The sequence below is a fragment of the Pseudomonas sp. AC532 genome, from assembly GCF_979258965.1.
This window is the reverse complement of sequence record NZ_OZ409888.1, coordinates 3,332,788-3,355,140: the sequence shown is the minus strand read 5'-3', so window position 1 is coordinate 3,355,140 and position 22,353 is coordinate 3,332,788. Positions and strand designations below refer to the sequence as shown.

22 protein-coding genes and 3 pseudogenes are annotated in these 22,353 nt (G+C 58.5%); 7 read left to right on the top strand and 18 right to left on the bottom strand.

Translation table 11 applies throughout. The annotated features are described in order from the left end of the window. The first annotated feature begins 73 nt into the window (after positions 1–73). Positions 74–475, top strand: coding sequence for a GFA family protein (locus ACZ0AV_RS15770; protein ID WP_499151896.1), 402 nt, complete (start codon positions 74–76; stop codon positions 473–475). Positions 476–753: 278 nt separating this feature from the next. Here ACZ0AV_RS15770 and ppk1 read toward each other — a convergent pair whose 3' ends face one another. Together ppk1 and hemB are read right to left on the bottom strand one after the other, a co-directional pair. Beyond that, positions 754–2,967 carry a polyphosphate kinase 1 gene (gene ppk1 / locus ACZ0AV_RS15765; RefSeq protein WP_499151895.1) on the bottom strand — a complete coding sequence of 738 codons (2,214 nt, stop codon included), beginning with the start codon at positions 2,965–2,967 and terminating at the stop codon, positions 754–756. An 18-nt stretch (positions 2,968–2,985) separates the two neighbouring features. Continuing rightward, complete coding sequence (gene hemB / locus ACZ0AV_RS15760; protein ID WP_499151894.1) at positions 2,986–3,999, bottom strand: porphobilinogen synthase; 1,014 nt, start codon at positions 3,997–3,999, stop codon at positions 2,986–2,988. Between the two features lie 252 nt (positions 4,000–4,251). Between hemB and ACZ0AV_RS15755 the strand changes: the two genes are divergently transcribed. Beyond that, positions 4,252–4,803 (top strand): DedA family protein, encoded by a 552-nt coding sequence (locus tag ACZ0AV_RS15755; protein WP_499151893.1) that lies wholly within the window; start codon positions 4,252–4,254, stop codon positions 4,801–4,803. Positions 4,804–4,947: 144 nt separating this feature from the next. Next, a complete protein-coding gene (gene elbB / locus ACZ0AV_RS15750) occupies positions 4,948–5,607 on the top strand; it encodes an isoprenoid biosynthesis glyoxalase ElbB (RefSeq protein WP_499151892.1) in 660 nt (219 codons plus the stop codon). 261 nt (positions 5,608–5,868) lie between these two features. Here elbB and ACZ0AV_RS15745 read toward each other — a convergent pair whose 3' ends face one another. The 4 genes from ACZ0AV_RS15745 to ACZ0AV_RS15730 all read right to left on the bottom strand — a co-directional run bounded on the left by ACZ0AV_RS15745 (position 5,869) and on the right by ACZ0AV_RS15730 (position 9,761). After that, complete coding sequence (locus tag ACZ0AV_RS15745; RefSeq protein ID WP_499151891.1) at positions 5,869–6,321, bottom strand: YaiI/YqxD family protein; 453 nt, start codon at positions 6,319–6,321, stop codon at positions 5,869–5,871. Positions 6,322–6,454: 133 nt separating this feature from the next. Further along, on the bottom strand, positions 6,455–7,084 hold the full coding sequence (rhtB, locus tag ACZ0AV_RS15740; protein ID WP_499151890.1) for a homoserine/homoserine lactone efflux protein: 630 nt from the start codon (positions 7,082–7,084) through the stop codon (positions 6,455–6,457). 176 nt (positions 7,085–7,260) lie between these two features. Continuing rightward, complete coding sequence (locus ACZ0AV_RS15735) at positions 7,261–7,836, bottom strand: mechanosensitive ion channel domain-containing protein (protein WP_499153375.1); 576 nt, start codon at positions 7,834–7,836, stop codon at positions 7,261–7,263. A gap of 8 nt (positions 7,837–7,844) precedes the next feature. Further along, complete coding sequence (locus ACZ0AV_RS15730; protein WP_499151889.1) at positions 7,845–9,761, bottom strand: ATP-binding cassette domain-containing protein; 1,917 nt, start codon at positions 9,759–9,761, stop codon at positions 7,845–7,847. Between the two features lie 50 nt (positions 9,762–9,811). Here ACZ0AV_RS15730 and ACZ0AV_RS15725 point away from each other — a divergent pair, with 50 nt between their 5' ends. Together ACZ0AV_RS15725 and ACZ0AV_RS15720 are read left to right on the top strand one after the other, a co-directional pair. Further along, complete coding sequence (locus tag ACZ0AV_RS15725) at positions 9,812–10,279, top strand: TIGR02444 family protein (RefSeq protein WP_499151888.1); 468 nt, start codon at positions 9,812–9,814, stop codon at positions 10,277–10,279. A 155-nt stretch (positions 10,280–10,434) separates the two neighbouring features. Beyond that, positions 10,435–10,866 (top strand): nuclear transport factor 2 family protein, encoded by a 432-nt coding sequence (locus ACZ0AV_RS15720; protein ID WP_499151887.1) that lies wholly within the window; start codon positions 10,435–10,437, stop codon positions 10,864–10,866. 108 nt (positions 10,867–10,974) lie between these two features. On the opposite strand, the gene ACZ0AV_RS15715 is transcribed toward ACZ0AV_RS15720, so the two are convergent. The 3 genes from ACZ0AV_RS15715 to ACZ0AV_RS15705 all read right to left on the bottom strand — a co-directional run bounded on the left by ACZ0AV_RS15715 (position 10,975) and on the right by ACZ0AV_RS15705 (position 13,788). After that, a complete protein-coding gene (locus tag ACZ0AV_RS15715) occupies positions 10,975–12,591 on the bottom strand; it encodes a YdgA family protein (RefSeq protein ID WP_499151886.1) in 1,617 nt (538 codons plus the stop codon). 487 nt (positions 12,592–13,078) lie between these two features. Next, the gene (locus ACZ0AV_RS15710; RefSeq protein ID WP_499151885.1) at positions 13,079–13,411 is read right to left on the bottom strand and encodes a hypothetical protein; all 333 of its coding nucleotides are present in this window, start codon (positions 13,409–13,411) and stop codon (positions 13,079–13,081) included. Continuing rightward, positions 13,408–13,788, bottom strand: coding sequence for a DNA/RNA non-specific endonuclease (locus tag ACZ0AV_RS15705; protein WP_499151884.1), 381 nt, complete (start codon positions 13,786–13,788; stop codon positions 13,408–13,410). Before ACZ0AV_RS15705 ends, ACZ0AV_RS15710 begins: the two co-directional genes overlap by 4 nt. A 212-nt stretch (positions 13,789–14,000) precedes the next feature. Here ACZ0AV_RS15705 and ACZ0AV_RS15700 point away from each other — a divergent pair. Beyond that, positions 14,001–15,193: pseudogene (locus ACZ0AV_RS15700) on the top strand (IS4 family transposase). On the opposite strand, the gene ACZ0AV_RS15695 reads toward ACZ0AV_RS15700, so the two are convergent. The 8 genes and pseudogenes from ACZ0AV_RS15695 to ACZ0AV_RS15660 form a co-directional block, all read right to left on the bottom strand. Then, a complete protein-coding gene (locus ACZ0AV_RS15695) occupies positions 15,178–15,519 on the bottom strand; it encodes a hypothetical protein (RefSeq protein WP_499151883.1) in 342 nt (113 codons plus the stop codon). The pseudogene ACZ0AV_RS15700 and the gene ACZ0AV_RS15695 overlap by 16 nt on opposite strands. 233 nt (positions 15,520–15,752) lie before the next feature. Next, positions 15,753–16,127, bottom strand: a pseudogene (locus tag ACZ0AV_RS15690) (transposase); the annotation flags it as partial. 228 nt (positions 16,128–16,355) lie between these two features. Then, the gene (locus ACZ0AV_RS15685) at positions 16,356–16,955 is read right to left on the bottom strand and encodes a hypothetical protein (RefSeq protein ID WP_499151882.1); all 600 of its coding nucleotides are present in this window, start codon (positions 16,953–16,955) and stop codon (positions 16,356–16,358) included. Positions 16,956–17,220: 265 nt separating this feature from the next. After that, on the bottom strand, positions 17,221–17,922 hold the full coding sequence (locus ACZ0AV_RS15680; RefSeq protein ID WP_499151881.1) for a transposase: 702 nt from the start codon (positions 17,920–17,922) through the stop codon (positions 17,221–17,223). A 113-nt stretch (positions 17,923–18,035) separates the two neighbouring features. After that, on the bottom strand, positions 18,036–18,488 hold the full coding sequence (locus ACZ0AV_RS15675; RefSeq protein WP_499151880.1) for a hypothetical protein: 453 nt from the start codon (positions 18,486–18,488) through the stop codon (positions 18,036–18,038). Between the two features lie 150 nt (positions 18,489–18,638). After that, positions 18,639–19,789, bottom strand: a protein-coding gene (locus ACZ0AV_RS15670) for an IS3 family transposase (RefSeq protein WP_499150580.1) whose coding sequence is annotated in 2 segments (ribosomal slippage) — positions 18,639–19,546 and positions 19,546–19,789 — 1,152 coding nt in all. Because the reading frame shifts where the segments join, the coding sequence is not laid out codon by codon here. Between the two features lie 40 nt (positions 19,790–19,829). Beyond that, complete coding sequence (locus ACZ0AV_RS15665; RefSeq protein ID WP_499151879.1) at positions 19,830–20,240, bottom strand: hypothetical protein; 411 nt, start codon at positions 20,238–20,240, stop codon at positions 19,830–19,832. A gap of 406 nt (positions 20,241–20,646) precedes the next feature. Beyond that, on the bottom strand, positions 20,647–21,075 hold the full coding sequence (locus ACZ0AV_RS15660; protein WP_499151878.1) for a hypothetical protein: 429 nt from the start codon (positions 21,073–21,075) through the stop codon (positions 20,647–20,649). Between the two features lie 461 nt (positions 21,076–21,536). Here ACZ0AV_RS15660 and ACZ0AV_RS15655 point away from each other — a divergent pair. Beyond that, positions 21,537–21,731 (top strand): annotated as a pseudogene (locus ACZ0AV_RS15655) (transposase); the annotation flags it as partial. A gap of 276 nt (positions 21,732–22,007) precedes the next feature. Here the strand turns inward: ACZ0AV_RS15655 and ACZ0AV_RS15650 are convergent. Beyond that, complete coding sequence (locus ACZ0AV_RS15650) at positions 22,008–22,286, bottom strand: polyhydroxyalkanoic acid system family protein (protein ID WP_499151877.1); 279 nt, start codon at positions 22,284–22,286, stop codon at positions 22,008–22,010. Positions 22,287–22,353: the final 67 nt, after the last annotated feature.

Sequence of the window (22,353 nt, the reverse complement as noted above, 5' to 3'; positions counted from 1 at the left end):
CGCCGACAGGCCGCTAGAATTCCATCGCCCACAGACCAATATCCGTAGCGTAACGATCAGGGAGAGCGTGCCGATGAATCATCTGCCGACGCACACGGGAGGCTGCCTTTGCGGGCAGGTCAGGTTTAGCGTCCGGGGTGACTTCCGCGATCCGCATACCTGCTCCTGCGAACAGTGCCAACGGCACTCCGGAGCGCTGACACTGGCATGGGTGGAACTGGACAAGGCCCAACTGGACTGGACCGGCCCTTCTGGCGAACCAGGGCTCTGGCGCTCCTCAGACGCGACCTGTCGGGCTTTCTGTCCCCATTGCGGCTCGACCCTGGGCGCCATCGACGACGGCGCAACAATGGCACTCACCCTTGGCGTCTTCGATATGCTGACGGACCGGCTAGCACCGCAATTTCACAGCTTCTCCGAACGGCGCCCATGCTGGTGGAGCGTGCATGGCAAAACGCCGGGTGACCAAGCGTGATCCAGAGTATTCCCGGCAGCCTGGATAACCCTCGGCGCCCGGCCGCCCTCCACCGTAAACCGTGTCAGGCGCCTGTTTCGGATGGCCCGGCAAGCGCCTTCCCATTACGCGGCGACCGGACACGCCGCAACGCTTGGATGCCGACTGGTTGCCTGCGCGAAGCGCCAGGTTGGCGGCGCCTGTAGCGGTCGGGTATCGCGCCGCTGCCCCATCCGTAAGGTTGGTCCATCCACAACGAGAAACGGGCCCATGGGGCCCGTTTCCTGTTCCTGGCTCACTCAGCGCGCGGTGATCAGCGGGGCGCTGAGCTTTTCCAGCAGGCTGGCCTGCGCGTTGCGCGAGTTCTGGTTGCCGGTCGGCGACAGGCGCAGGTAGCGACCATCGGGCTGCAGCACCCAGGCATGGGTGTTGTCGGTGAGGTAGGCTTCCAGCTCTTTCTTGACGCGGGTGATGAGCTTCTTGCCCTCGACCGGGAAGCAGGTCTCCACGCGCTTGTCGAGGTTGCGCTCCATCCAGTCGGCGCTGGAGAGGTAGATCTTCTCCTCGCCGCCATTGAGGAAGTAGAACACCCGAGTGTGCTCCAGGAAGCGGCCGATGATCGAGCGCACGTGGATGTTGTGCGACACGCCTGGCACGCCGGGGCGCAGGCAACACATGCCACGCACCACCAGGTCGATACGCACGCCCGTCTGGCTGGCCTTGTACAGCGCGCGAATGATCTTCGCATCGGTCAGCGAGTTGAACTTGGCGATGATGTGCGCCGGCTTGCCCTCGCTCGCAAGCTGGGTCTCCCGGGCGATCATGTCGAGCAGGGTTTTCTTCAGGGTGAACGGCGCATGCAGGAGCTTCTTCATGCGCAGCGTCTTGCCCATGCCGATCAGCTGGCTGAACATTTTCGACACGTCCTCACCCAGCGCCACGTCGGCGGTGAGCAGGCTGTAGTCGGTGTACAGCCGCGCGTTGCCGGCGTGGTAGTTACCGGTACCGAGGTGCGCGTAACGAACGATCTCGCCGTTCTCGCGACGCAGGATGAGCATCATCTTGGCGTGGGTCTTGAAGCCCACCACACCGTAGATCACCACCGCACCGGCAGCCTGCAGGCGGCTGGCCAGCGCCAGGTTGGACTCCTCGTCGAAGCGCGCGCGCAGCTCGATCACCGCGGTGACTTCCTTGCCGTTGCGCGCCGCCTCTACCAGGGCATCGACGATCTCCGAGTTGGCGCCCGAGCGGTACAGGGTCTGCTTGATGGCCAGCACATGCGGGTCTTTCGCGGCCTGGCGCAACAGGTCGACCACCGGCGTGAAGGACTCGAAAGGATGCAGCAGGAGGATGTCCTGCTTGCTGACGACGCTGAAGATGTTCTCGCTGTTCTGCAGCAGCCGTGGAATCACGGGCGTGAACGGGGCGTGCTGCAGATCCTGGTGGCTCTCGAGGCCGGTGATGCTGAACAGGCGCGTCAGGTTGACCGGGCCATTGACCTGGTACAGCTCGTGCTCCGAAAGGCCGAACTGCTTGAGCAATTGGTCGGTGAGGTGTTTCGGGCAGCTGTCGACCACTTCCAGGCGCACCGCATCACCGTAACGGCGGCTGAACAGCTCACCGCGCAGGGCGCGCGCCAGGTCTTCCACATCCTCGGTATCCACCGACAGGTCGGCGTTACGGGTCAGGCGGAACTGGTAGCAACCCTTGACCTTCATGCCGGGGAACAGGTCGTCGGCGTGGGCGTGGATCATCGACGACAGGAACACGTAGTTGGCACCCGGGCCGCCGACGTCTTCCGGTACCTTTATGATGCGCGGCAGCAGGCGTGGCGCCGGGATCACCGCGAGGCCGGAATCGCGGCCGAAGGCATCCACGCCTTCCAGCTCGACGATGAAGTTCAGGCTCTTGTTGACCAGCAGCGGGAACGGGTGCGTCGGGTCGAGGCCGATCGGCGTGATGATCGGCGCGATCTCGTCACGGAAATAACGGCGTACCCAGGCCTTGTGCTTGGTCGTCCAGTAACGGCGGCGAATGAAGTTGATGCCGTGCTTGGCCAGGGCCGGAAACAGCACATCGTTGAGGATGGCGTACTGGCGACCGACCTGCTCGTGCACCAGCTCGGCGATCCGCGACAGCGCCTGGTGCGGCTGCAAGCCGTCGGCACCAGCCTGCTCGCGGGCGAAATTGATCTGCTTTTTCAGCCCGGCGACGCGAATCTCGAAGAACTCGTCGAGGTTGCTGGAGAAGATCAGCAGGAACTTGAGGCGTTCGAGCAGCGGATAGGACTCGTCCAGCGCCTGTTCCAGCACGCGGATGTTGAACTGCAGCTGCGACAGCTCACGGTGGATGTACAGGCTGCTGTCATCCAGGCTGGGCACAGCCACGGCGATCGCCGTGGTTTCGATTACGGGTGTTTCCACTATCGTTCCCACCGGCGCTTCGTCGATGACCGGCAGGCTGACTACCGGTGCATCGAGCTGTTCGTTCTCACTGAGTCCTTCGTTGCTCATTGAATTACCCTGGAGGGGCTACTGCCCCTGTCGTATGAGTTCGGCCGCACGCACGGCGAAATAGGTGAGGATGCCGTCGGCACCCGCTCGTTTGCAGGCCGTCAGCGATTCGAGGATCACCGCCTCGCTGAGCCAGCCGTTGCGGATGGCGGCCATGTGCATGGCGTATTCGCCACTGACCTGATAGACGAACGTCGGCACCCTGAATTCGTTTTTGACCCGCTGGACGATGTCCAGGTACGGCATGCCCGGCTTGACCATCACCATGTCGGCACCCTCGGCCAGGTCGGCGGCGACTTCGTGCAACGCCTCGTCGGCATTGGCCGGGTCCATCTGGTAGGAAGCCTTGTTGGCCTTGCCCAGGTTCAGCGAGGAACCCACCGCGTCACGGAACGGGCCGTAATAGGCGCTGGCGTACTTGGCAGAGTAGGCCATGATCCGCACGTTGACGTGGTCGGCCAGCTCCAGCGCCTCGCGGATCGCCTGGATGCGCCCGTCCATCATGTCCGACGGCGCGACCACCTGGGCGCCTGCCTCGGCATGGGACAACGCCTGCTTGACCAGGGCATCGACGGTGATGTCGTTCTGCACATAGCCTTCGTCGTCGAGAATGCCGTCCTGACCATGGGTGGTGAACGGGTCGAGCGCCACGTCGGTGATCACCCCAAGCTCGGGGAAGCGCGCGCGCAGCGCACGGGTGGCGCGCTGGGCGATGCCATCCGGGTTCCAGGCTTCGCGGCCATCGAGGGTTTTCTTTTCGGCGGGCGTCACCGGGAACAGGGCCAGGGCCGGAATGCCCAGGGCGACCCACTTCTCCGCTTCCTGCAGCAGCAGGTCGATGGACAGTCGCTCGACGCCCGGCATGGACGCCACCTCTTCACGCTGATTGTCACCGTCGAGTACGAATACCGGCAGGATCAGGTCATTGGTGGTCAGCACGTTCTCGCGCACCAGGCGCCGGGAAAAATCGTCACGACGATTGCGACGCAGGCGGGTGGCTGGGAACAGGCGGTTGGCGGGGGTAAAGCTCACGGCAGACTCCTGGGCCCGCTCGAACGGGCGAAGTGTGACAGTTATAAGCCGTCATTATGACCAAATGATGACGCCGGTAACGAATACTGCGACGGCGCGTCGCACGCCCCAAGGCACATCCTATCGCGAGATGCTCGTGCACGGCCGGCAACCCGCGCCACGCGCTGGGTGAATTTCACGGTCTCCTGACAAATGCTGTATTACGGTGTCGAACCGCGTAGCCTTGTATCCCCTACCCCACGGTTGCCTTTCATGCTGGAAAATCTGCTGCAGAACTTCGGTTACCCGGCCCTGGCGCTGGGCACTTTTCTCGAAGGCGAAATGTCGCTGTTGCTGGCCGCCTACCTGGCTCTGCGCGGTATCCTGCAGATCGAACTGGTGATTCTGTTCGCCTTCATCGGCACTTACACCAGCGACCAGCTCTGGTTCCACCTGGGCCGCCGCCACGGCCGCCGCATCCTCGAACGCCGCCCGCAGTGGCAGGCGCTCAGCGACAAGGCGCTGGTCTACCTGCGCCGCCACCCGGACCTCTGGGTACTGGGCTTTCGCTTCTTCTACGGCATGCGCACGGTGATGCCGCTGGCGATCGGCCTGTCCGGCTATCCGCCGCGCCGTTACCTGATCCTCGATGCCATCGGCGCAGCGATCTGGGCCGTGGTGCTCGGCACCCTGGCCTACAAGCTCGGCCGTGTGCTGGAAGGCCTGCTCGGCGAGCTGCATCAGGTGCAGATGTACCTGTTCGGCGGCCTGCTGATCATCGGCCTGGGCGTCTGGATGTACCGGCGTAGACAGCGCAGCACCTGAAGCTCGACATTTGACGACGCCCGCAGGCCCGTTTAAAACCTGTAACTACAGGCTGACCCACCGGTCATAACAGAACACGTATTTCCCCAGGCGAGCCCGCCGCACGCAATCGGGCTCGCCTCGTACCTCATCAGGAGTTGATCCATGAACAAGAAAGTCGCAGTGATTCTTTCCGGTTGTGGGGTGTATGACGGCTCGGAGATCCACGAAAGCGTGATCACCCTGCTGCGCCTCGATCAGCGCGGCGTCGAGGTGCAGTGCTTCGCACCCGATATCGATCAGGCTCACGTGATCGATCACCTCAGCGGCGAGGAAATGCAGCCCGCCCGTAACGTGCTGGTGGAATCGGCGCGCATCGCTCGCGGCAACATCAAGGACGTGCGCGAACTGCGTGCCGACGACTTCGATGCGCTGATCCTGCCGGGCGGCTTCGGCGCAGCCAAGAACCTCTCGGATTTCGCCAGCAAAGGCGGCCAGTGCAGCGTGCAGGCCGATGTACTGGCGGCCGCGCAATCGTTCGTCAGCGCTGCCAAGCCGATCGGCCTGATCTGCATCGCGCCGGCCCTGGCCGCGCACATCTTCGGCGCCGGGGTGACCTGCACCATCGGCCATGACGCTGACACCGCAGCGGCCCTGAGCAAGATGGGTGCCGAACACGTGGAGTGCAACGTCGAGGACATCGTCGAGGACACCCAGCGCAAACTGGTGACCACGCCCGCGTACATGCTGGCCAACTCGATCTCCCAGACCGCGTCGGGCATCAACAAACTGGTCGACCGGGTGCTGGAACTGACCCACGAGTGATGAACAACGGCGTCAGCGAGCAGCCGTAGGATGGGCGACAGCCCATCAACGGCCAGGCCGCGCGCCAGTCACGATATGGGAGCGCGCCATGCGTGCGAAATCACGGGCATGGACTGGGGCGTCCCGCCCGTTCCCACATACGTGACCGAAAAACCGATGTGTACGCGTAGGCTGGGCGCAGCCCAACAACCTAGTACGCGCGCCATAGCCTGACCTGGCCGCCCCGGTATCACTTCGCTCCACCCGGGCCACAACTCCAGCTCAACCGCGTGAAAGGCGCGTCAGCAAGCGATCCAGCGAGTTGGCAAAGGCCTGGCGATCCTTGTCGTCATAGGCACCCTGCCCACCCCCTACCTGGCCCTGCTCACGCAGGTCGGTGAACAGGTTGCGCACCGCCAGGCGCTCGCCCATGTTGCGCTCGTCAAACTCCTTGCCCCGCGGGTCCAGCGCGGCCACGCCTTTCTTGACCAGCCGATCGGCCAGCGGCACGTCGCTGCAGATCACCAACTCACCCGGCACGGCGTGTTCCACCAGGTAATCATCCGCCGCATCCGGGCCGCTGGGCACCACGATCAGCTTCACGCACGCGAAACCTGGCCGCGCGACAGCCTGACCGGCAACCAGCACCACCTCGAAATTACGCTTGAGGGCGAACTTGACCACCTGATCCCGCGCCAGCCGGGGGCAGGCATCGGCATCTATCCATACGCGCATATCAAAAACCTGTGGAAAATTTCGCGGGCTGAAAGCGCGCCGGGGCTAGGCGCTCTCGCAAGAACCGGCGAGAACGCGGCATTCATTGTGTGCATGCGCACGCCGAGCGCCTGCCAGGTGCGGGGGCGAGCTCTCAGACCGGTGCACGCCGCACGGTGGCCAGCAGCGCTGCGGCGCCCATGAACAACGCCCCAAAGCTGCGGTTCATGATGCGCTGCTGGCGCGGCGTGCGCAGCAGCCGCAGCACGCGCACCGCCAGGCCGGTGTAGCCGGCCATGACGATCAGGTCGACGGTCACCATGGTCACGCCGATGACCAGGTACTGCTCGGTGAGCGGCGCATGGGGGTTGATGAATTGCGGCAGCACCGCGAGCATGAAGACGATGGCCTTGGGGTTGCCGAAATTCACCAGGAAGCCACGCAGCACCAGGCTCAACGGCCGGCCAATCGGCCGCTCGCCACTCACGCTCATATCGGCTGGCAGCGCACGCCACTGGCGCCAACCGAGGTACACCAGGTACGCCACGCCAAACCATTTGATCAGGCTGAAGGCCAGCGCCGAGGTGGCCAGTACCGCGCCGACACCCGCTGCGACGATGGCGATCTGCAGCGCCAGGCCCAGTTGCAGGCCCAGCGCATTCCAGTAACCGCGCCAGAAGCCGTACTGCAACCCCGCCGACATCGACGCGATGGCGCCGGCACCCGGCGACAGGCTGATCAGCCAGCAGGCGACGAAGAAAGCGAGCCAGGTTTCCAGAGCCATGGTGACGACCTCGATGAAGGTTTGGATGATGGAGGCACGACCTGCGTGCCAGCGCCGCGTTGCAAACAGACTGGATCGCCAGCCAGCCGAAAAGCCGACCACGGCTCGTACACATTCAGCACAACCGAGCGAGCCGGGTCAACCGCCTCACTCCTCTTGCCAGCCCCGCTCCCCGATCAGGACTCGATCTTGCGGTGGGTCGGCACTTCGCCGTTGCGCCAGCGCCTCACGGCCTTCTGGAAAAACAGGCTGTTGGGAATCTGTATCCAGGTGCCAGGCGCATCGCCGGTCAGGTCTTCCAGGGTGGTGTAGAACAGGTTGATATCCAGCACCCGGCCACGTACGCCTGGCTTGTCGGCACTTTCCAGCACCTCGACGCAATCACCGATGCGGAACGGCCCAAGGGCGAAGATCAGCAGCGCGCAGAACAGGTTCGACAATACGCTCCAGATGGCGAAGAACGCGATAGCGGCGACCGCCACGAAACCGGTCAGGGCGCCCCACAGCACCTGCGCCGAAACGCCCAGGCGCTCGAGCACCAGCATGAAGGCGCTGCCGAGAATCAGCCAGCGCGTCAGGCCGCGCAACGGCACCAGCAATTCTGCCGGCAACTGCGGGTAACGATGGCCCAGGCGGGTGATGCCGCGGGTGAGGATGCGCTGCGCCAGCCAGGCCAGGGCAAGGATCAGCACGACCTGCCCGGTGCGCATCAGCGGCTGGCTCCAGGCGCTTAGCCAGGCCAGATCGATCACATCGAAATTCAACCTATCGCCTCCAGTTCCTGTTGCAGGGTTTCCAGGGTCTCCAGCGCTTCGAGCCACTGCTCTTCCAGTTCGGCCTCACGGCTCTTCAGGCCGGCCTGCTCGGCGAGGGCCTGGCGCAGTTCCTCTTTGCGCGCGGCCTCGTAGAGGGCGCTGTCGCCGAGGCGTGCCTCGAGAGCAGCGAGTTTGCTCTGCACCTGGCCCAATTCGGCTTCGAGCTTGTCAGCAGCCTTCTTGTGCGGTGCCAACTGCTGGCGCAGGGCGGCAGCGGCCTGGCGCTGGCCGCGCTTGTCAGTGCCCAGAGCCGATGACGCCACCGCAGTGGCCGCTGGTGCGGCCTGGCGCTGACGGTAGTCGATCAGCCAACGTGCGTAATCCTCCAGGTCGCCATCGAACGGCGCCACGCGCCCGTCCGCCACCAGCAGGAACTCATCGGTGGTGCTCTTGAGCAGGTGACGATCGTGAGAGACCACCACCACCGCCCCGGCGAACTCCTGCAGCGCCATGGTCAGCGCCAGGCGCATTTCCAGGTCCAGGTGGTTGGTCGGCTCGTCGAGCAGCAACAGATTGGGCTTGCCCCAGGCGATCAGCGCAAGGGCCAGGCGCGCCTTCTCGCCGCCGGAGAAATTCAGCACCGGCTCGTCGCAGCGCGGCCCGCGAAAATCGAAACCACCGAGGAAGTCGCGCAGGGTCTGCTCGCGCTCGGCCGGCGCAATGCGCTGCAGGTGCAGCAACGGGCTGGCCTTGTCGTCCAGCGCATCGAGCTGGTGCTGGGCGAAGTAGCCGATCACCAGGTTCTCGCCGCGGGTCAGGCTGCCGCTGAGCGGTTGCAGCTCCGCCGAGAGGTTCTTGATCAGCGTCGACTTGCCCGCGCCGTTGGGGCCCAGCAGGCCGATCCGCGCGCCGGGCACCAGGCTGAGCTTGACCTGCTGCAAAATGGTCTTGTCGCCGTAACCCAGGCGTCCTTCACTGAGGCTGAGCAGTGGCGTGGAGATCTTGTCCGCCTCACGAAACACGAAGTCGAAGGGCGAGTCGACGTGCGCCGCGCTCAGCTCTTCCATGCGTTCCAGTGCCTTGATGCGGCTCTGTGCCTGGCGGGCCTTGGTGGCCTGGGCCTTGAAGCGGGCGATGTACTTTTCCATGTGCGCGCGCTGCGCCTGCTGCTTCTCGTATGCCTGCTGCTGCTGAGCCAGGCGCTCGGCGCGGGTACGCTCGAAGGCACTGTAGCCACCGCGATAAAGCGTCAGTTTGCGCTGCTCGACATGGGCGACGTGATCGACCACCGCATCGAGAAAATCCCGGTCGTGCGAGATCAGCAGCAAGGTGCCAGGGTAGCTTTGCAGCCAGCCCTCGAGCCAGAGGATGGCGTCCAGGTCCAGGTGGTTGGTCGGCTCATCGAGCAGCAGCAGGTCGGACGGGCACATCAGCGCCTGGGCGAGGTTCAGGCGCATCCGCCAGCCGCCGGAGAAGTCGCCGACGCGGCGGTCCATCTGCGCATTGTCGAAGCCCAGGCCGGCCAGCAGCTTGCGTGCGCGGGCGTCGGCGGTATAGCCGTCGGCGCTGTCCAGTTCGCTGTGCAGCCGCGCGATGGCGGTGCCGTCGTGGCTCTGCTCGGCCGCCGCCAGCTCAGCCTGCACGCGGCGCAGGGGGTGGTCGCCGTCGAGCACGTAGTCCACCGCCTGGCGCTCGAGCGTGTCGACCTCCTGGCGCATGTGGGCGATGCGCCAGTCGCCGGGCAGCAGGCAATCACCCGAGTCCGGGGTCAACTCGCCGCGCAGCAGCGCGAACAGGCTGGATTTGCCGGCGCCATTGGCACCGATCAGGCCGGCTTTGTGACCGGCGTGCAGGGTCAGCTCGGCGTTCTCTAGCAGACGCTGAGGGCCACGCTGTAAGGTAAGGTTCAGGAGTCGGATCATAATGGCGGCGGATTCTACCAGAGTCCCTTGCCGCATACTCGGAAGGTGCCATGACTGCTGACCTGTGGAGCTTCGCCACCACCCTCTACGCGCGCCCCGGCGTGGAAACCGCCTGCCTCGCCCAGCAGGATGCCGGCGTGGATGTCTGCCTGCTGCTGTGCGGCCTGTGGCTGGACAGCCGCGGCGTGGCCCACGACCCGGGCCGGGAAAAGCAGCTACGTCAGCTCGCCGCGCCCTGGCAGCAAGAGGTCGTCGAACCACTCAGAGCGCTGCGCAAGGCCTGGCGCGATCCGGCGCAGCAAGACCCGACCCTGGCCGACCTGCGCCAGCGGGTCAAGCAGCTGGAACTGGATGCCGAACGCGAGCAATTGCGGCGCCTGCAGACACTGGGCGATGGCTGGCCCGCCCCGATCACAGGCAAGTCAGGGGCCTGGCTGGACGCCGTGGCGTCAAGAGGTACGACCACAGCCCGGGAGGCAGCCGACCTCCTGCATGCTGCGCAGACCTCCTTGAGATAGCCATAAGCCATGATTATCAAGGGTTTCAGCAGTGTCATGAGAGATCGCGAACCCCTTGCCATCACGGTAGAATAAGCTAAGTTGTACGATGACGGACGATTCGTCGACGGCAACGCGCCGCCTGCTCCCAACAACTACAAGAAAGGGTTCTGTACATGAAGAAGCTGAAACTGCTGGTAGGTTTTCTGTGCCTGTTCACCGGTTATGTCGCGGCGGCCCCTGCCGACGAGAGCGACGTGGCCGCGGCCGTCGACAAGCTCACCAACGCCATGCTGCACAAGGATATCAAGCAACTTGAAACACTGACCGCGGACAACCTTACCTACGGCCACTCCAGCGGTAACATCCAGGACAAGAAGGCGTTCATCTCGGACATCGAGACCGGCAAAAGCGCGTTCAAGGAGCTGAAAATGCTCAACCAGAAAATCACCTTGTCCGGTGACGTGGCGATGGTCCGCCACCACTTCTCGGCCCAGGCCATCAGCAAGGAGAAGGGCATCGTGCCGACCGAGATCGAGAACTTCCAGATCTGGCAGAAACAGGACGGCAAGTGGCTGCTGATCGGCCGCCAGGCGTTCCGCTTCTAGGAAACCTTCGCCGGTGAGCCCCACCGAACAGCCCGGTCGGATTGGCTGCGGGGGCAATACGAAGAAGGCCAGTCGAGTGACTGGCCTTCTTCGTTGTGGTTGCCGGGTTTACTGCACTTCGGCGGCGTCCGGCGCTTGCGGGTCGTCCTGCTCCAGGCCGTCTTCGCCCATGTCGTCGTCCGGGTAGGCGTCGTCTGGCGCATAGCCTTCGGGCTGCTCGTCACCACCAATGCCGCCAGTCAGGCCATTGGCCTTGGACATGACGAACATGGCGAACTCCTCGACGGTCATGTCCTGGCCGTTGAAGGTCACCTTGTCGTTGGCATAGTGCAGCGAGGATTTCAGCGCGTCGCCCTCCAGAGTCAGCAGGCCGGTGCCCAGGGCCATGCCACTGCCCATTTCGGTGAGCATGGTGGCCTGATCCTCGATGGCCTTGGCGTCGGTCTGCCCTTCGAACTGAGCCTGAACACGCACACCATCGCCGATCATCGCCTTGTCGATCGACAGCTTGGCATCGAGCTGCGCGATCAGTTGTTTGGCCAGATCCGGCGGTGGCAGCTCGAACGACTCGGGTTTGTTCAGGTCGACGAACAGGCTCAGCGCCGCCTGGCCACTGCTGGTCTTGATGCTGTAGTTCTCCAGGGCAACCTGCGGCTTGGCGGCAAGCAGCTTTTCGAAGTCGCCTTTCAGGCGCTCTTCCTCGGCGGGCGTGAAGGCCATTTCCGGAGCCTCTTCGTCCTGCGCCTGGGCGTTCTGAATGGGCTTGAGCTTGTCGCGATACAGCTCGATCAGCGACTGAACGGCGCCTGCATCGAGGTTCTTCATCGACCACAGCATGTGCATGCCGGCGACGTCCTTGCCGTCATAGCTGACCATGCCCAGGTCATAGCCGAATCGCCCGGCCAGCAGCCCACCGGCCTCCTGCAGGCTGCCGAATTGCGACAGATCCCGGGCCAACACAGGCGGCTTGTCACCCATGTTGAACTGCAGCGTGGCGAGCTTGAGGTTGCTGTCGCCCAGGTAAAAATCGCCACTGCCCAAATGCTGATCGCTGTCCACGGTCAGGCCACGCAGCTCGACCCTGACCGGCGTTTGCTCCGTATCGGTCACTTGAACCAGCAGGCTGTCCATACTGCCGTGGACCACGACCTGCCTGGCATGCTTGCTGGCCTCTACATCGAGCGTCATGCCGGAGAAGTTGACGGTGGACGTTGGCGTGGGAGCGAAGTCCAGCGGCGTGAATACCAGCGTGCCGCTGGTAGACAGGTCATAGCCCAGGGCGCCCTGGCCGGTGAGCGGGGCAGCGCCCTTGGCGGCATCGAACCACTTCTGGGTGAGCTCATTGGCCTCCAGAGCGTAATTGCTGGCCGCCATGACCGGCCACAGATTGAGCCGCTTCAACCGCGAGAGCGGCAGCGGGCCGTGCTCCATGTTGTCCACGAAAAGCACCTCCATGTGCCGCGGCGCCTCCTCGTCGGTGGCCGGCATATCGAGGCTGAGGCGGTAGCGGGCGGTGCTGGTGAACAGCCGGCTTTCCAGCGACACCAGCTCCAGCTTGCCGGTAATGCCAGTACCCAACAGTGCATCCTGACTCTGCTGGTTGGCTTGGGCGATTGCGTTTTGCAGCACTCCCGGCAACTGGGTTCCGGTGTACCAGGCTCCTGCCGTGCTGATAACGCCAACGGCAACTACAACGCCTGCAGCTATTCCTGCGATTTTCTTCATCGTCTGCTCAATGCATATCCGTGATGTGAATGGTCAGCCTTCCTGGCGGTGGGTAACCCTGCGAAAGGCAGCGGCGATGGTAGCAGCGATCGGCAAGCGGCACTGTGCCGGCGCTCGCTATTTCGCGTGGCGCTTGCCGGCCGCTTTGGCCACGGCTCGGGCAAGCGCGGGCACTCTTTATGGCCCGCCAAGCCAACGCGGGTGTCGACCGGATCGCGGGAGTAGCCTGTACACACTGTATTTGGCCGGCCGTCAGGCTAAAACGACAGGCGCGTCCATGCCGCTTTCAGAGCAACAGCGTCAGGCATGAAACCGGGCTGTCGCTCTGGCGCGTTGGCCTTGAATACCTAAGGCGACCAGCCAGCGCTTTATGGTGCTCGGCACTCGTGAAGATTGAGCTATTGCTTCGTAATGAGGCTCACCGGCAAGCTCAGGTGCTGGAGTAGATTTGTGGGGATTTCTCAGAATCCGTCCCCTTTCCTTGTAGTCATTCATACTTAAAGTCGATTTTTATCTTCATGCTGCGCAGGCAGAGTTCGACAATACAGCCTTTCCATGGCTTACCTTCCGCATAAAGCCCATTCGACTCGAAGAAAATTCTAAGCCGAACAAAAAGATCCAGCAGATCACTGTCCACCTTCGCGCTACTTGGCAAAAACCACTGTTTGGTTCCAGAAGGGCCAACATAATCAAATAACAACTTACAGTGATCCCCCTCCGGAGAAAGTTCGGCCTCTACCAGTACCAATTCGGCATCAGCAGGAGAAATCGCAACCAAAACTTCACCAATGCCTTGATAAATCTCATCATCCACACTCATATCCCACCTGGAGAATTGACAAAAGTTTCTCTTATCGGGCGCTCCGAACCTATCTGATATGTCACAGTAAATTTCTCAGGTCTTACGGACCCGCCTGTGTACACCGGCTCAATTTTTACACCCACCGACTTTCCTTCTTTAAGCGCAGACGCCCATTGATTCTCCATCGTCTTCCAAGCACCCTTATTGAGATTCCCATTCATAGGCAGCAAGTTTAGACGTTCGCCAGGGCCATTAAATATACTGGCGATCAAGTGACCACCCTCATCACCATCAATGCCACATTTGCCAGCCACGCACTGCTGATAAGTATTCCGATCATTCTTCGTCAGCGAGAGGTTGGACTCAACCTTCTCGATCGATGGGGTCAGAGTCATTGATCCAACTATTTTCCCCGCCGCCCGCTCGCTGCCAGCGGGAAAGAGATCGTCGACCTACACGCTACCAATCGCTTTTCTCAGTCAAAAATCAATGACTCTGACCCTGAGGAATCCCCACAAAATATCCATGCAGATCAATCGGATAGCTTGAAGATGCCTGCATGAGTCGGCAGTTTGGTAGTCGCCAAACAACCCAACGCCCGAGACTCATGCAGGCAGTACGATTCTTACACAAGGCATTTTCCCAAGCACTCCCCACGATCCACAGCAAGCGACTGAGCGCCTTGATGAGCTGCGTCAGCGCCTTGCTGCACGGGCATCGTCTGACCCTGACCGACTTGGGCAGGGCCATGCCCAGCGAGGCTTACACCAAGCATTCGATCAAGCGTGTGGATCGCCTGCTCGGCAACGCTCGTCTGCAGTACGAGCGCCCCCTGTTCTATTGGAAAATGCTGACTGCGCTGCTTGGCTCCCTGCGTCATCCCTTGATTCTGGTGGATTGGTCGCCGATCAATGCCGCTTCTGACCTCTACCTGCTGCGGGCCTCCATCCCGCTGGCCGGGCGGGCATTTCCTGTTTACGAGAGCGTGCATGACCGTGAAGCTTGTCCTCAGCGCCAGAAGCAACTGCTCGATGCCCTGGAAATCATGCTTCCCGAGCAATGCGTGCCGATCCTGGTAACGGATGCCGGTTTTCGCCGCCCCTGGTTCCAGGCCGTCGAAGCCAAGGGTTGGTATTACGTGGGGCGCGTGCGCAATCGTGATCTCTATCGCGACGAGTACGATCAATGGCAGCCGATCAAGCAGCTCTACCAGCGGATAACCTCGACGGCTTGCTCGCTTGGACGAATCGAGATGACGCGCAGTGCTCCGCACAAGGTTGCTTTGTACGGCACTCACCAGCCGCCCAGGGGCAGGAAGCATCGCCGCGTAACAGGCAGCATCGCGCGTAGCAAGCTCAGCCGGCAGAACGCTCGTCGTGACAGGAGCCTTGGTTGCTCGCCAGTAACCTGCCGCAACCGCAATGGGGGGCTCGGAAAATCGTCGGTATCTACCGTAAACGTATGCAGATCGAAGAAGGCTTTCGGGACGTGAAAAGTCTACGTTTCGGCTTTGCCTTCGACTTGCATCGAACGCGTTGCCCTCGACGTATCGAGATCCTGCTGCTGATCGCAGCACTGGCGTGTTATGCGTTGTACCTGGCCGGTTTTCAGGCTCGAATGACAGGCCAGTCAGGCCACTTTCAGAGCAACAGCGTCAGGCATAAAACCGTGCTGTCGCTCTGGCGTGTCGGCCTTGAATACCTCAGGCGCTCCACCAGCGATTCATCCTGTTCGGCCCTCACCACGATGGAGCTATTGCTGCGTGACGAGGTTCGCCGGCAAGCTCAGGTACTGGAGTAGATTTGTGGGGATTCCTCAGAATCTGTCCCCTTTTCCACTGTTATAAGAAACTCAGCATCGTCAGCTATCGCATCAAAAAAACTAGATAAACTCATCGCATGTGTACGAAGCATCATCAAAGCAGGCTGAATAACCGAGTCATCTGCCCCCCCCGCATCAAGCATTTTTATAGACTGACACAAAAGACCTGCATATTTATTAAAAGCCTCATTTAAGTCACAATCGTAGTCGATGCTTAACTCACGACAGTCAAAACTGCCCATCTTTGCCTTGGCAATCTCTTTAAACAAACGCTTCAAATCTTCTAGAGACGAAAACTCATTCATTTCGGCAACCTCCTTCCTTCAGATAGGGCCTTACTCGTCTTATCCGCATTATAAGACCCATCGAGATTCAATACAGCTTTGAAACGCCCCTTACTATCAAAGACCTCAAGATGATTCTTATGCATGCCATCCAAATAAAACTTATCGCCTTTGACAAGGTAATCCCCAATAGACGAATTTGCTTGATACACACTTTGCCCTTGATATATCTGCTTGGTTTTCTGTGCAGACGTATTAATTTGTGAACAGCGACAGCAGGCAAGCAGGTAGGTGTCTGACTCAACAACGCTGGACTTGTAGCGACTTTCCCAGAGAGTACCGGTGCGGCCTTCTAGACGATTTCGGTAGCGCGTGGCACGCGCTGCCAGCGCCTTCATTAACTGCCCCAACCCAGCGACGGCCTCGCCGGGCGCCAGCAGCAGGTGAACGTGATTCGTCATCAGGCAATAAGCGTAGACCTTGACCCCGAACGCATCTTTCAACTCGCGTAGGTCAGCTATGTAGCGCTGATAGTCCTGCTCAGCGGCAAACACCACCTGCCGGTTATGCCCTCGCTGCACCACATGATGTGGGTAGTTCGGCAATACAATCCGTCCCATCCTTGGCATAGCGATCTCCTTCAATTTAGACCCTCAGCTTAGCCAATCAGGAGGAAAATAAATCTGTCCCCTTTTCCGATTGTCGGTTAACTGCGTTTGCGGGGGAAATAAATCTGTCCCTGTATTCCGCAGGATCGGGAAAACATTAACTTCGCCAAAATCAATGACTCTGACCCCATCGATTCTGACCCCATCGATTCAAAGGGGACAAATTTGCCCCCTACTTTCCTCTTATTCCTATTCGTACATTGTAGTAAAACACTCATTAATTAGGCTACTTTTCAGAAGACGGTCTAAAGAAAAATCCACGGTCTTCGACACAACAATTCCTTTACGCAAAAAGGCTGGAAACTCTTTAATATTAGAAAATTCCGTAGGGACTAGGAACCTAAAATAATCCCCCATCTCTGACTGCCCAGAGTATCCAACCGGATAATCTACGCCTGGATTATCCCCCTCAACGCCGTGATATACATAAAGGCCTTTATTGACAGGAAGATTAAACTCAGAAAAGACGCCACGCTCAACTAGGTCTTCTTGCAAGTCAGTTAAAACCTCCTCAGCTCCGTACCCTCGATAACTCCATGCAGAAAACAGATCAACCTTAGCTCCTCCAAGTTTTTTCTCTGGATATACAGAGACCTTCGAAGACTCTTCCCATATGAACTCGCAAAGATCATCTAAAAGGGAGCCAACATCATCAACCTCTAGTAGAACCCTCGGCAAATCACCAAAACAATTATTCACCATCACAGCCAGACGACCGCATTTATCCATTGCCACCCACGTATATATAGTACCAAAGCCAGGCTGCCACTCTTTATTTAAAAAACTCATAATATAATCTCACGGCCAGGTAACGCTACAATTGTCACAGGGTTTGACTACTGCCCTATCTTTAACGATGCTCTTCCCCCAAACCTCACGTGGACGTAAAGCTTCTGTAAATTTTATCTTAGACGGCTCGATACCTTGCCGCACTAAGCTATCGGCGGCCGAGACCTCCGCACAAGCACCTACTTTATTCTTACAAAAACTCGTAAAACTTCCAATCTCAACACCCAGCTTACGCTCTATATAACTAACCAAAAAGGGGACAGATTTATTTTCCGGGATTACGCCTCGGTCTGCCCCGACCTCGTAGTTCAACCCGCAGCCCTTGGATTCTTTCTATTTCATCCACGAAACGAGCACTGCCGGTTAGTTGTCCCCTTTGCAGTGCTGCACGAATCAAATCAATTTCGCTTGATGGAACGGCTTGGCGGATGAATTCTGTGTAGCGGATGCGACGCTTTTCAGGCGTATCCCCAAGTGCGACGAAGCAAGGATCCATGTCCAGCCAATCGCTGTCAGCCTGATGCATTACCCGCATCCGATAGCTAGACCAGGGATAATCACCCGCCTCAGCAGCGATACGGGCTCGAACCGGGTTCAGCTCGATATAGCGACAGCAGGCAAGCAGGTAGGTGTCTGACTCAACAACGCTGGACTTGTAGCGACTTTCCCAGAGAGTACCGGTGCGGCCTTCTAGACGATTTCGGTAGCGCGTGGCACGCGCTGCCAGCGCCTTCATTAACTGCCCCAACCCAGCGACGGCCTCGCCGGGCGCCAGCAGCAGGTGAACGTGATTCGTCATCAGGCAATAAGCGTAGACCTTGACCCCGAACGCATCTTTCAACTCGCGTAGGTCAGCTATGTAGCGCTGATAGTCCTGCTCAGCGGCAAACACCACCTGCCGGTTATGCCCTCGCTGCACCACATGATGTGGGTAGTTCGGCAATACAATCCGTCCCATCCTTGGCATAGCGATCTCCTTCAATTTAGACCCTCAGCTTAGCCAATCAGGAGGAAAATAAATCTGTCCCCTTTTCCGATTCTTTTCCGATTGTCTGTAGAGTTCCCAGAGACAGACTAAGATCAAAGAGTCAAGCGTTTCAGCCCATCACAAAACCTTTCAAAATCAGCAACCTCAACAACAGTTTCTAATCCAAAATATGTATTAGAAGAAAACTCATTTGCCTTACCGCAATTAAACAATATAATTACAGAAAAATATCCATCAGAGACACTAACCACCTCACCATCTAAAAACTGTATCTGAATATCGCTTTCCAAAGGAACATAAGAAAATGGCTGAACATATTTATTAAGCAATAACCCTCGCACGTGATTATTGAACTCAGCCACTAACCTATCTATATCTTTACTGTACAGCCTGCATGAAAAGCCCCCCTGTAAAAACCTAGAAAAATTTTCAGCTAAAGCACAGGAAATATTGAAGTCAAAAAAGCCTTCTTCCTTACATGCTTCGGCAAGTGAAAATATTAAGCAACCTGCTTCTGTATGAAGGACGTCTAAATAATTATTCATCTTAGAAAGGCAAATCCTCCCAGCCTTGGTTACGAGCCATTTTTGCTACTTCTTGCTTTGTAAAATTGCGCATACCCGTGACAATCCCTTTCTCACCTTCAACCACAAGATTATATCTTGTTTTACTCCCAGTGAATCGCCCCGGCTTTCCTAGACACTTTCCAAGCTCTGGAAATAGCGCTTTTCAAAATCCACTGGCGATAGCTGCATAGCGCTGCTGTGCCGGCGTTTAGGGTTATAAAACATCTCGATGTAATCGAACACATCAGCACGTGCTTCTTCACGAGTGCCGTAGGTTTTTCGTCTGATGCGTTCGCGCTTCAGCAGTTGGAAAAAGCTCTCTGCCACGGCGTTGTCGTGACAGTTACCGCGCCGGCTCATGCTACTGATTAGGTTGTTAGCCTTGAGGAAACTTTGCCAGTCCAGGCTGCTGAACTGACTGCCCTGGTCTGAGTGGATCATCACTTCCTGCTTGGGTTTGCGCCGCCACACCGCCATCAGTAAGGCATCAATCGCGAGATCGCTGCACATCCGTGGCTTCATCGACCAGCCGACCACCTGGCGTGAGAACAGATCCAGCACCACAGCCAAGTACAGCCAGCCTTCATAGGTGCGAATGTAGGTGATGTCAGTGACCCAGACCTTATTGGGCTCTGCGACCTTGAACTGTCTCTCCAGGCGGTTGGGCGAGGCCACTTTTGGCTTGCCACCGTAATAGCCAGGGCGCCGACGATAGCCGGTCTGCGAACGCAGCTTCTCCAACCTCATCAGGCGGGCCACTCGGTGACGGCCACAGGACTCACCCAACTCACGCAGGTCGTCGTGGATCTTCCGATAGCCGTAAACACCACCACTTTCCAGCCACGCATGCTTGATCAACCCAAGCAGACGCTGATCTTCCTTGGCGCGTACGGAGCTAGGCTCGGATAGCCAAGCGTAGTAACCGCTGGGATGCACTTTGAGGGTTTGGCAGAGACGCCGAACCGGATACTCCACCGACAGCTTGCTGATGAAGGCGTACTTCAGCCGGACTCCTTGGCAAAGTACGCGGCGGCCTTTTTTAGGATGTCTCGCTCTTCGGTCACTCGCTTGAGTTCAGCACGCAGACGACGCAGTTCGGCCTGCTGATCGCCCTCTTGCTGCCGCTTTTCCTGGGGCTTGCTGTAGCGCTTGATCCAGGCATACAGGCTGTGCACCGACATACCTAACCGCGCTGCCACTTCGGCTACAGGAAGGCCACGCTCGGTCACTTGCTTGACCGCTTCGATTTTGAATTCTTCGGGGTAACGCTGGTTGCTCATGGCACCTCCTAGTGGGCCTCATTATGAGGCTTGGAGGTGTCTACGAAACTAGGGGCGATTCACCCCCAATTTTATATATAGCCGTTTGCAACAAAGCATCAGTATATGCATCTTTGCCCTGCAGGAGCTCAGTCTCATCTTGCACGTAAGCGAACGCTTGCTCAGGCCTAAACTGCATTAACCCAAGAGCTCTATCATAAAGCTGCTGTACCATCTGTTGAATCTCTTCATACGTCATCTCTCTATTAATCACGATAGTTCTCCACAGTGAAGATATTGAGCTGAATTTTTGGATATCAATCACGAAACTGCTGAATAACACTACTACACTTGGGCACACTGTCTTTTCAGACATAAGATTGATCCGCCCAGCAGCTTCAAAATTATTACCCAGCCGCTGCGCAACTGTTTCAAGAATCTTAAACTCTGCGATCGATGGGGTCAGAGTCATTGATCCAACTATTTTCCCCGCTGCCCGCTCGCTGCCAGCGGGAAAGAGATCGTCGACCTACACGCTACCAATCGCTTTTCTCAGCCAAAAATCAATGACTCTGACCCCATTGATTTAAGCCTCGCTGGGCATGGCCCTGCCCAAGTCGGTCAGGGTTAGACGATGCCCGTGCAGCAAGGCGCTGACGCAGCTCATCAAGGCGCTCAGTCGCTTGCTGTGGATCGTGGGAAGTGCTTGGGAAAATGCCTTGTGTAAGAATCGTACTGCCTGCATGAGTCTCGGGCGTTGGGTTGTTTGGCGACTACCAAACTGCCGACTCATGCAGGCATCTTCAAGCTATCCGATTGATCTGCATGGATATTTTGTGGGGATTCCTCAGGGTCTGTCCCCTATTACGATTGATTTTTTAACCTTTTCCACCGCAAGCAATATCACGCCAATATTCAGACCGAATTATTTTCTCGGCCCAATTCAGGGGAAGCTTGAGTGCACCAGATCTGAGATCCTCTTTCAAAGATGCTGAGTTCGACTGAGCCACGCCAGCCTGCTCATCGGGGTAATTACCACTTTTTGTAAAATTCTCCCATCGAGAAACAGGTAAATCTAGAAAGTCCTCTATGGATGAAATTAACGTGTGAAAATCCTGATAAACAAGCTCGATAGCCAGCCCGCCCTCATCATATCCATAATTATTAAACTCAATAACAGCGACATTTTCCTTCAACAAAGTAATAGAGCGCACTATAGAGGCATAACCCGCTAAAAGACGGACATCAACACAGACACTACCAGTGGAACCAACAGCAATATATTTATCAATCTCTTTCACATCCATATCACTTACCCCCAATAATTATTGCTGCAGTTCTTAGGATCGATGGGGTCAGAGTCATTGATCCAACTATTTTCCCCGCCGCCCGCTCGCTGCCAGCGGGAAAGGGATCGTCGACCTACACGCCACTAACCGCCTTCTCAGCCAAAAATCAATGACTCTGACCCCATTGATTTCCACGCTTGATCGAATGCTTGGTGTAAGCCTCGCTGGGCATGGCCCTGCCCAAGTCGGTCAGGGTTAGACGATGCCCGTGCAGCAAGGCGCTGACGCAGCTCATCAAGGCGCTCAGTCGCTTGCTGTGGATCGTGGGAAGTGCTTGGGAAAATGCCTTGTGTAAGAATCGTACTGCCTGCATGAGTCTCGGGCGTTGGGTTGTTTGGCGACTACCAAACTGCCGACTCATGCAGGCATCTTCAAGCTATCCGATTGATCTACATGGATATTTTGTGGGGATTCCTCAGGCTCTGATCCAGTTCGCCAAACGGCTTAAGGCTTACTGGCGGGGCATCGTCAGCCGGGTTCGCTGGCCGATGCACACCGGTCAGTTGGAAGGAATAAACAATCGAATAAAGGTCATCAAGCGGATGGCGTACGGTTACCGGGATAGCGAATTCTTTTTCATGAAGATAAAGAACGTCTTTCCCGGCAATCCGTGATGAACCAAAAAAAAGGGTATATACGAGCGCATGGCAATCCGTACCTGGAAAATAAATCGTCCCTGACGAGGTGCCACCACTTTGCCAGCAGACGCCTATCGATCAGGAGACTGGCTTCGCATTTTTGGGGGTGACACTGCGTGGTATGGCCAAAAGCGTGACGAATCGCTCAATTCGTGGGCTGCGGGGTACGCTGGGGGCCAGGGGCAAGTGGCCTGCCATCCATGCGCCCATGCATTCGTCGGGGCATGTGGCTGTGGGAGAGCCGCGCCCAGCTCAGGCCTGTAATTCCTTATCCAGCACCTCTTCGATCTCACTCTTGATCTTGCCGCTCAGCACCGACAGCAGCAGGCCCAGGTTGAGCTGAAGATGGACGTGGTCCTCGCTGACCTCGATCCGCCCGTCGGCGCCACTGCGCTTGAATTCAAGGGTGTCGCCGTTCCACTGATAACGCACGTCGTACTCGCGCGCGAGGCGCTCGGCGAGCTTCTCGGCCTTGCCCCGAGCGGCCTCTATCCCCAGATTGTGGGGACGGTCGACGGTAATTCTGGCCATCACGGCTCTCCTGACTGAAAACGCTGGCGGGGGAATATACAAGAAGCACCCCGTGACCCACTACCGC

Bases quoted from the DNA above. Each gene is read 5' to 3' on its own strand.
- ACZ0AV_RS15675 (WP_499151880.1), bottom strand. From the start codon at position 18,488: ATGAATAATTATTTAGACGTCCTTCATACAGAAGCAGGTTGCTTAATA.
- ACZ0AV_RS15665 (WP_499151879.1), bottom strand. From the start codon at position 20,240: ATGACTCTGACCCCATCGATCGCAGAGTTTAAGATTCTTGAAACAGTT.
- ACZ0AV_RS15650 (WP_499151877.1), bottom strand. From the start codon at position 22,286: ATGGCCAGAATTACCGTCGACCGTCCCCACAATCTGGGGATAGAGGCC.
- elbB (WP_499151892.1), top strand. From the start codon at position 4,948: ATGAACAAGAAAGTCGCAGTGATTCTTTCCGGTTGTGGGGTGTATGAC.
- ACZ0AV_RS15685 (WP_499151882.1), bottom strand. From the start codon at position 16,955: ATGAGTTTTTTAAATAAAGAGTGGCAGCCTGGCTTTGGTACTATATAT.
- ACZ0AV_RS15720 (WP_499151887.1), top strand. From the start codon at position 10,435: ATGAAGAAGCTGAAACTGCTGGTAGGTTTTCTGTGCCTGTTCACCGGT.
- ACZ0AV_RS15745 (WP_499151891.1), bottom strand. From the start codon at position 6,321: ATGCGCGTATGGATAGATGCCGATGCCTGCCCCCGGCTGGCGCGGGAT.
- ACZ0AV_RS15660 (WP_499151878.1), bottom strand. From the start codon at position 21,075: ATGGATGTGAAAGAGATTGATAAATATATTGCTGTTGGTTCCACTGGT.
- ACZ0AV_RS15710 (WP_499151885.1), bottom strand. From the start codon at position 13,411: ATGAGTGTGGATGATGAGATTTATCAAGGCATTGGTGAAGTTTTGGTT.
- ACZ0AV_RS15755 (WP_499151893.1), top strand. From the start codon at position 4,252: ATGCTGGAAAATCTGCTGCAGAACTTCGGTTACCCGGCCCTGGCGCTG.
- ACZ0AV_RS15770 (WP_499151896.1), top strand. From the start codon at position 74: ATGAATCATCTGCCGACGCACACGGGAGGCTGCCTTTGCGGGCAGGTC.
- ppk1 (WP_499151895.1), bottom strand. From the start codon at position 2,967: ATGAGCAACGAAGGACTCAGTGAGAACGAACAGCTCGATGCACCGGTA.
- ACZ0AV_RS15680 (WP_499151881.1), bottom strand. From the start codon at position 17,922: ATGCCAAGGATGGGACGGATTGTATTGCCGAACTACCCACATCATGTG.
- ACZ0AV_RS15705 (WP_499151884.1), bottom strand. From the start codon at position 13,788: ATGACTCTGACCCCATCGATCGAGAAGGTTGAGTCCAACCTCTCGCTG.
- ACZ0AV_RS15725 (WP_499151888.1), top strand. From the start codon at position 9,812: ATGACTGCTGACCTGTGGAGCTTCGCCACCACCCTCTACGCGCGCCCC.
- ACZ0AV_RS15715 (WP_499151886.1), bottom strand. From the start codon at position 12,591: ATGAAGAAAATCGCAGGAATAGCTGCAGGCGTTGTAGTTGCCGTTGGC.
- ACZ0AV_RS15730 (WP_499151889.1), bottom strand. From the start codon at position 9,761: ATGATCCGACTCCTGAACCTTACCTTACAGCGTGGCCCTCAGCGTCTG.
- rhtB (WP_499151890.1), bottom strand. From the start codon at position 7,084: ATGGCTCTGGAAACCTGGCTCGCTTTCTTCGTCGCCTGCTGGCTGATC.
- ACZ0AV_RS15695 (WP_499151883.1), bottom strand. From the start codon at position 15,519: ATGAATGAGTTTTCGTCTCTAGAAGATTTGAAGCGTTTGTTTAAAGAG.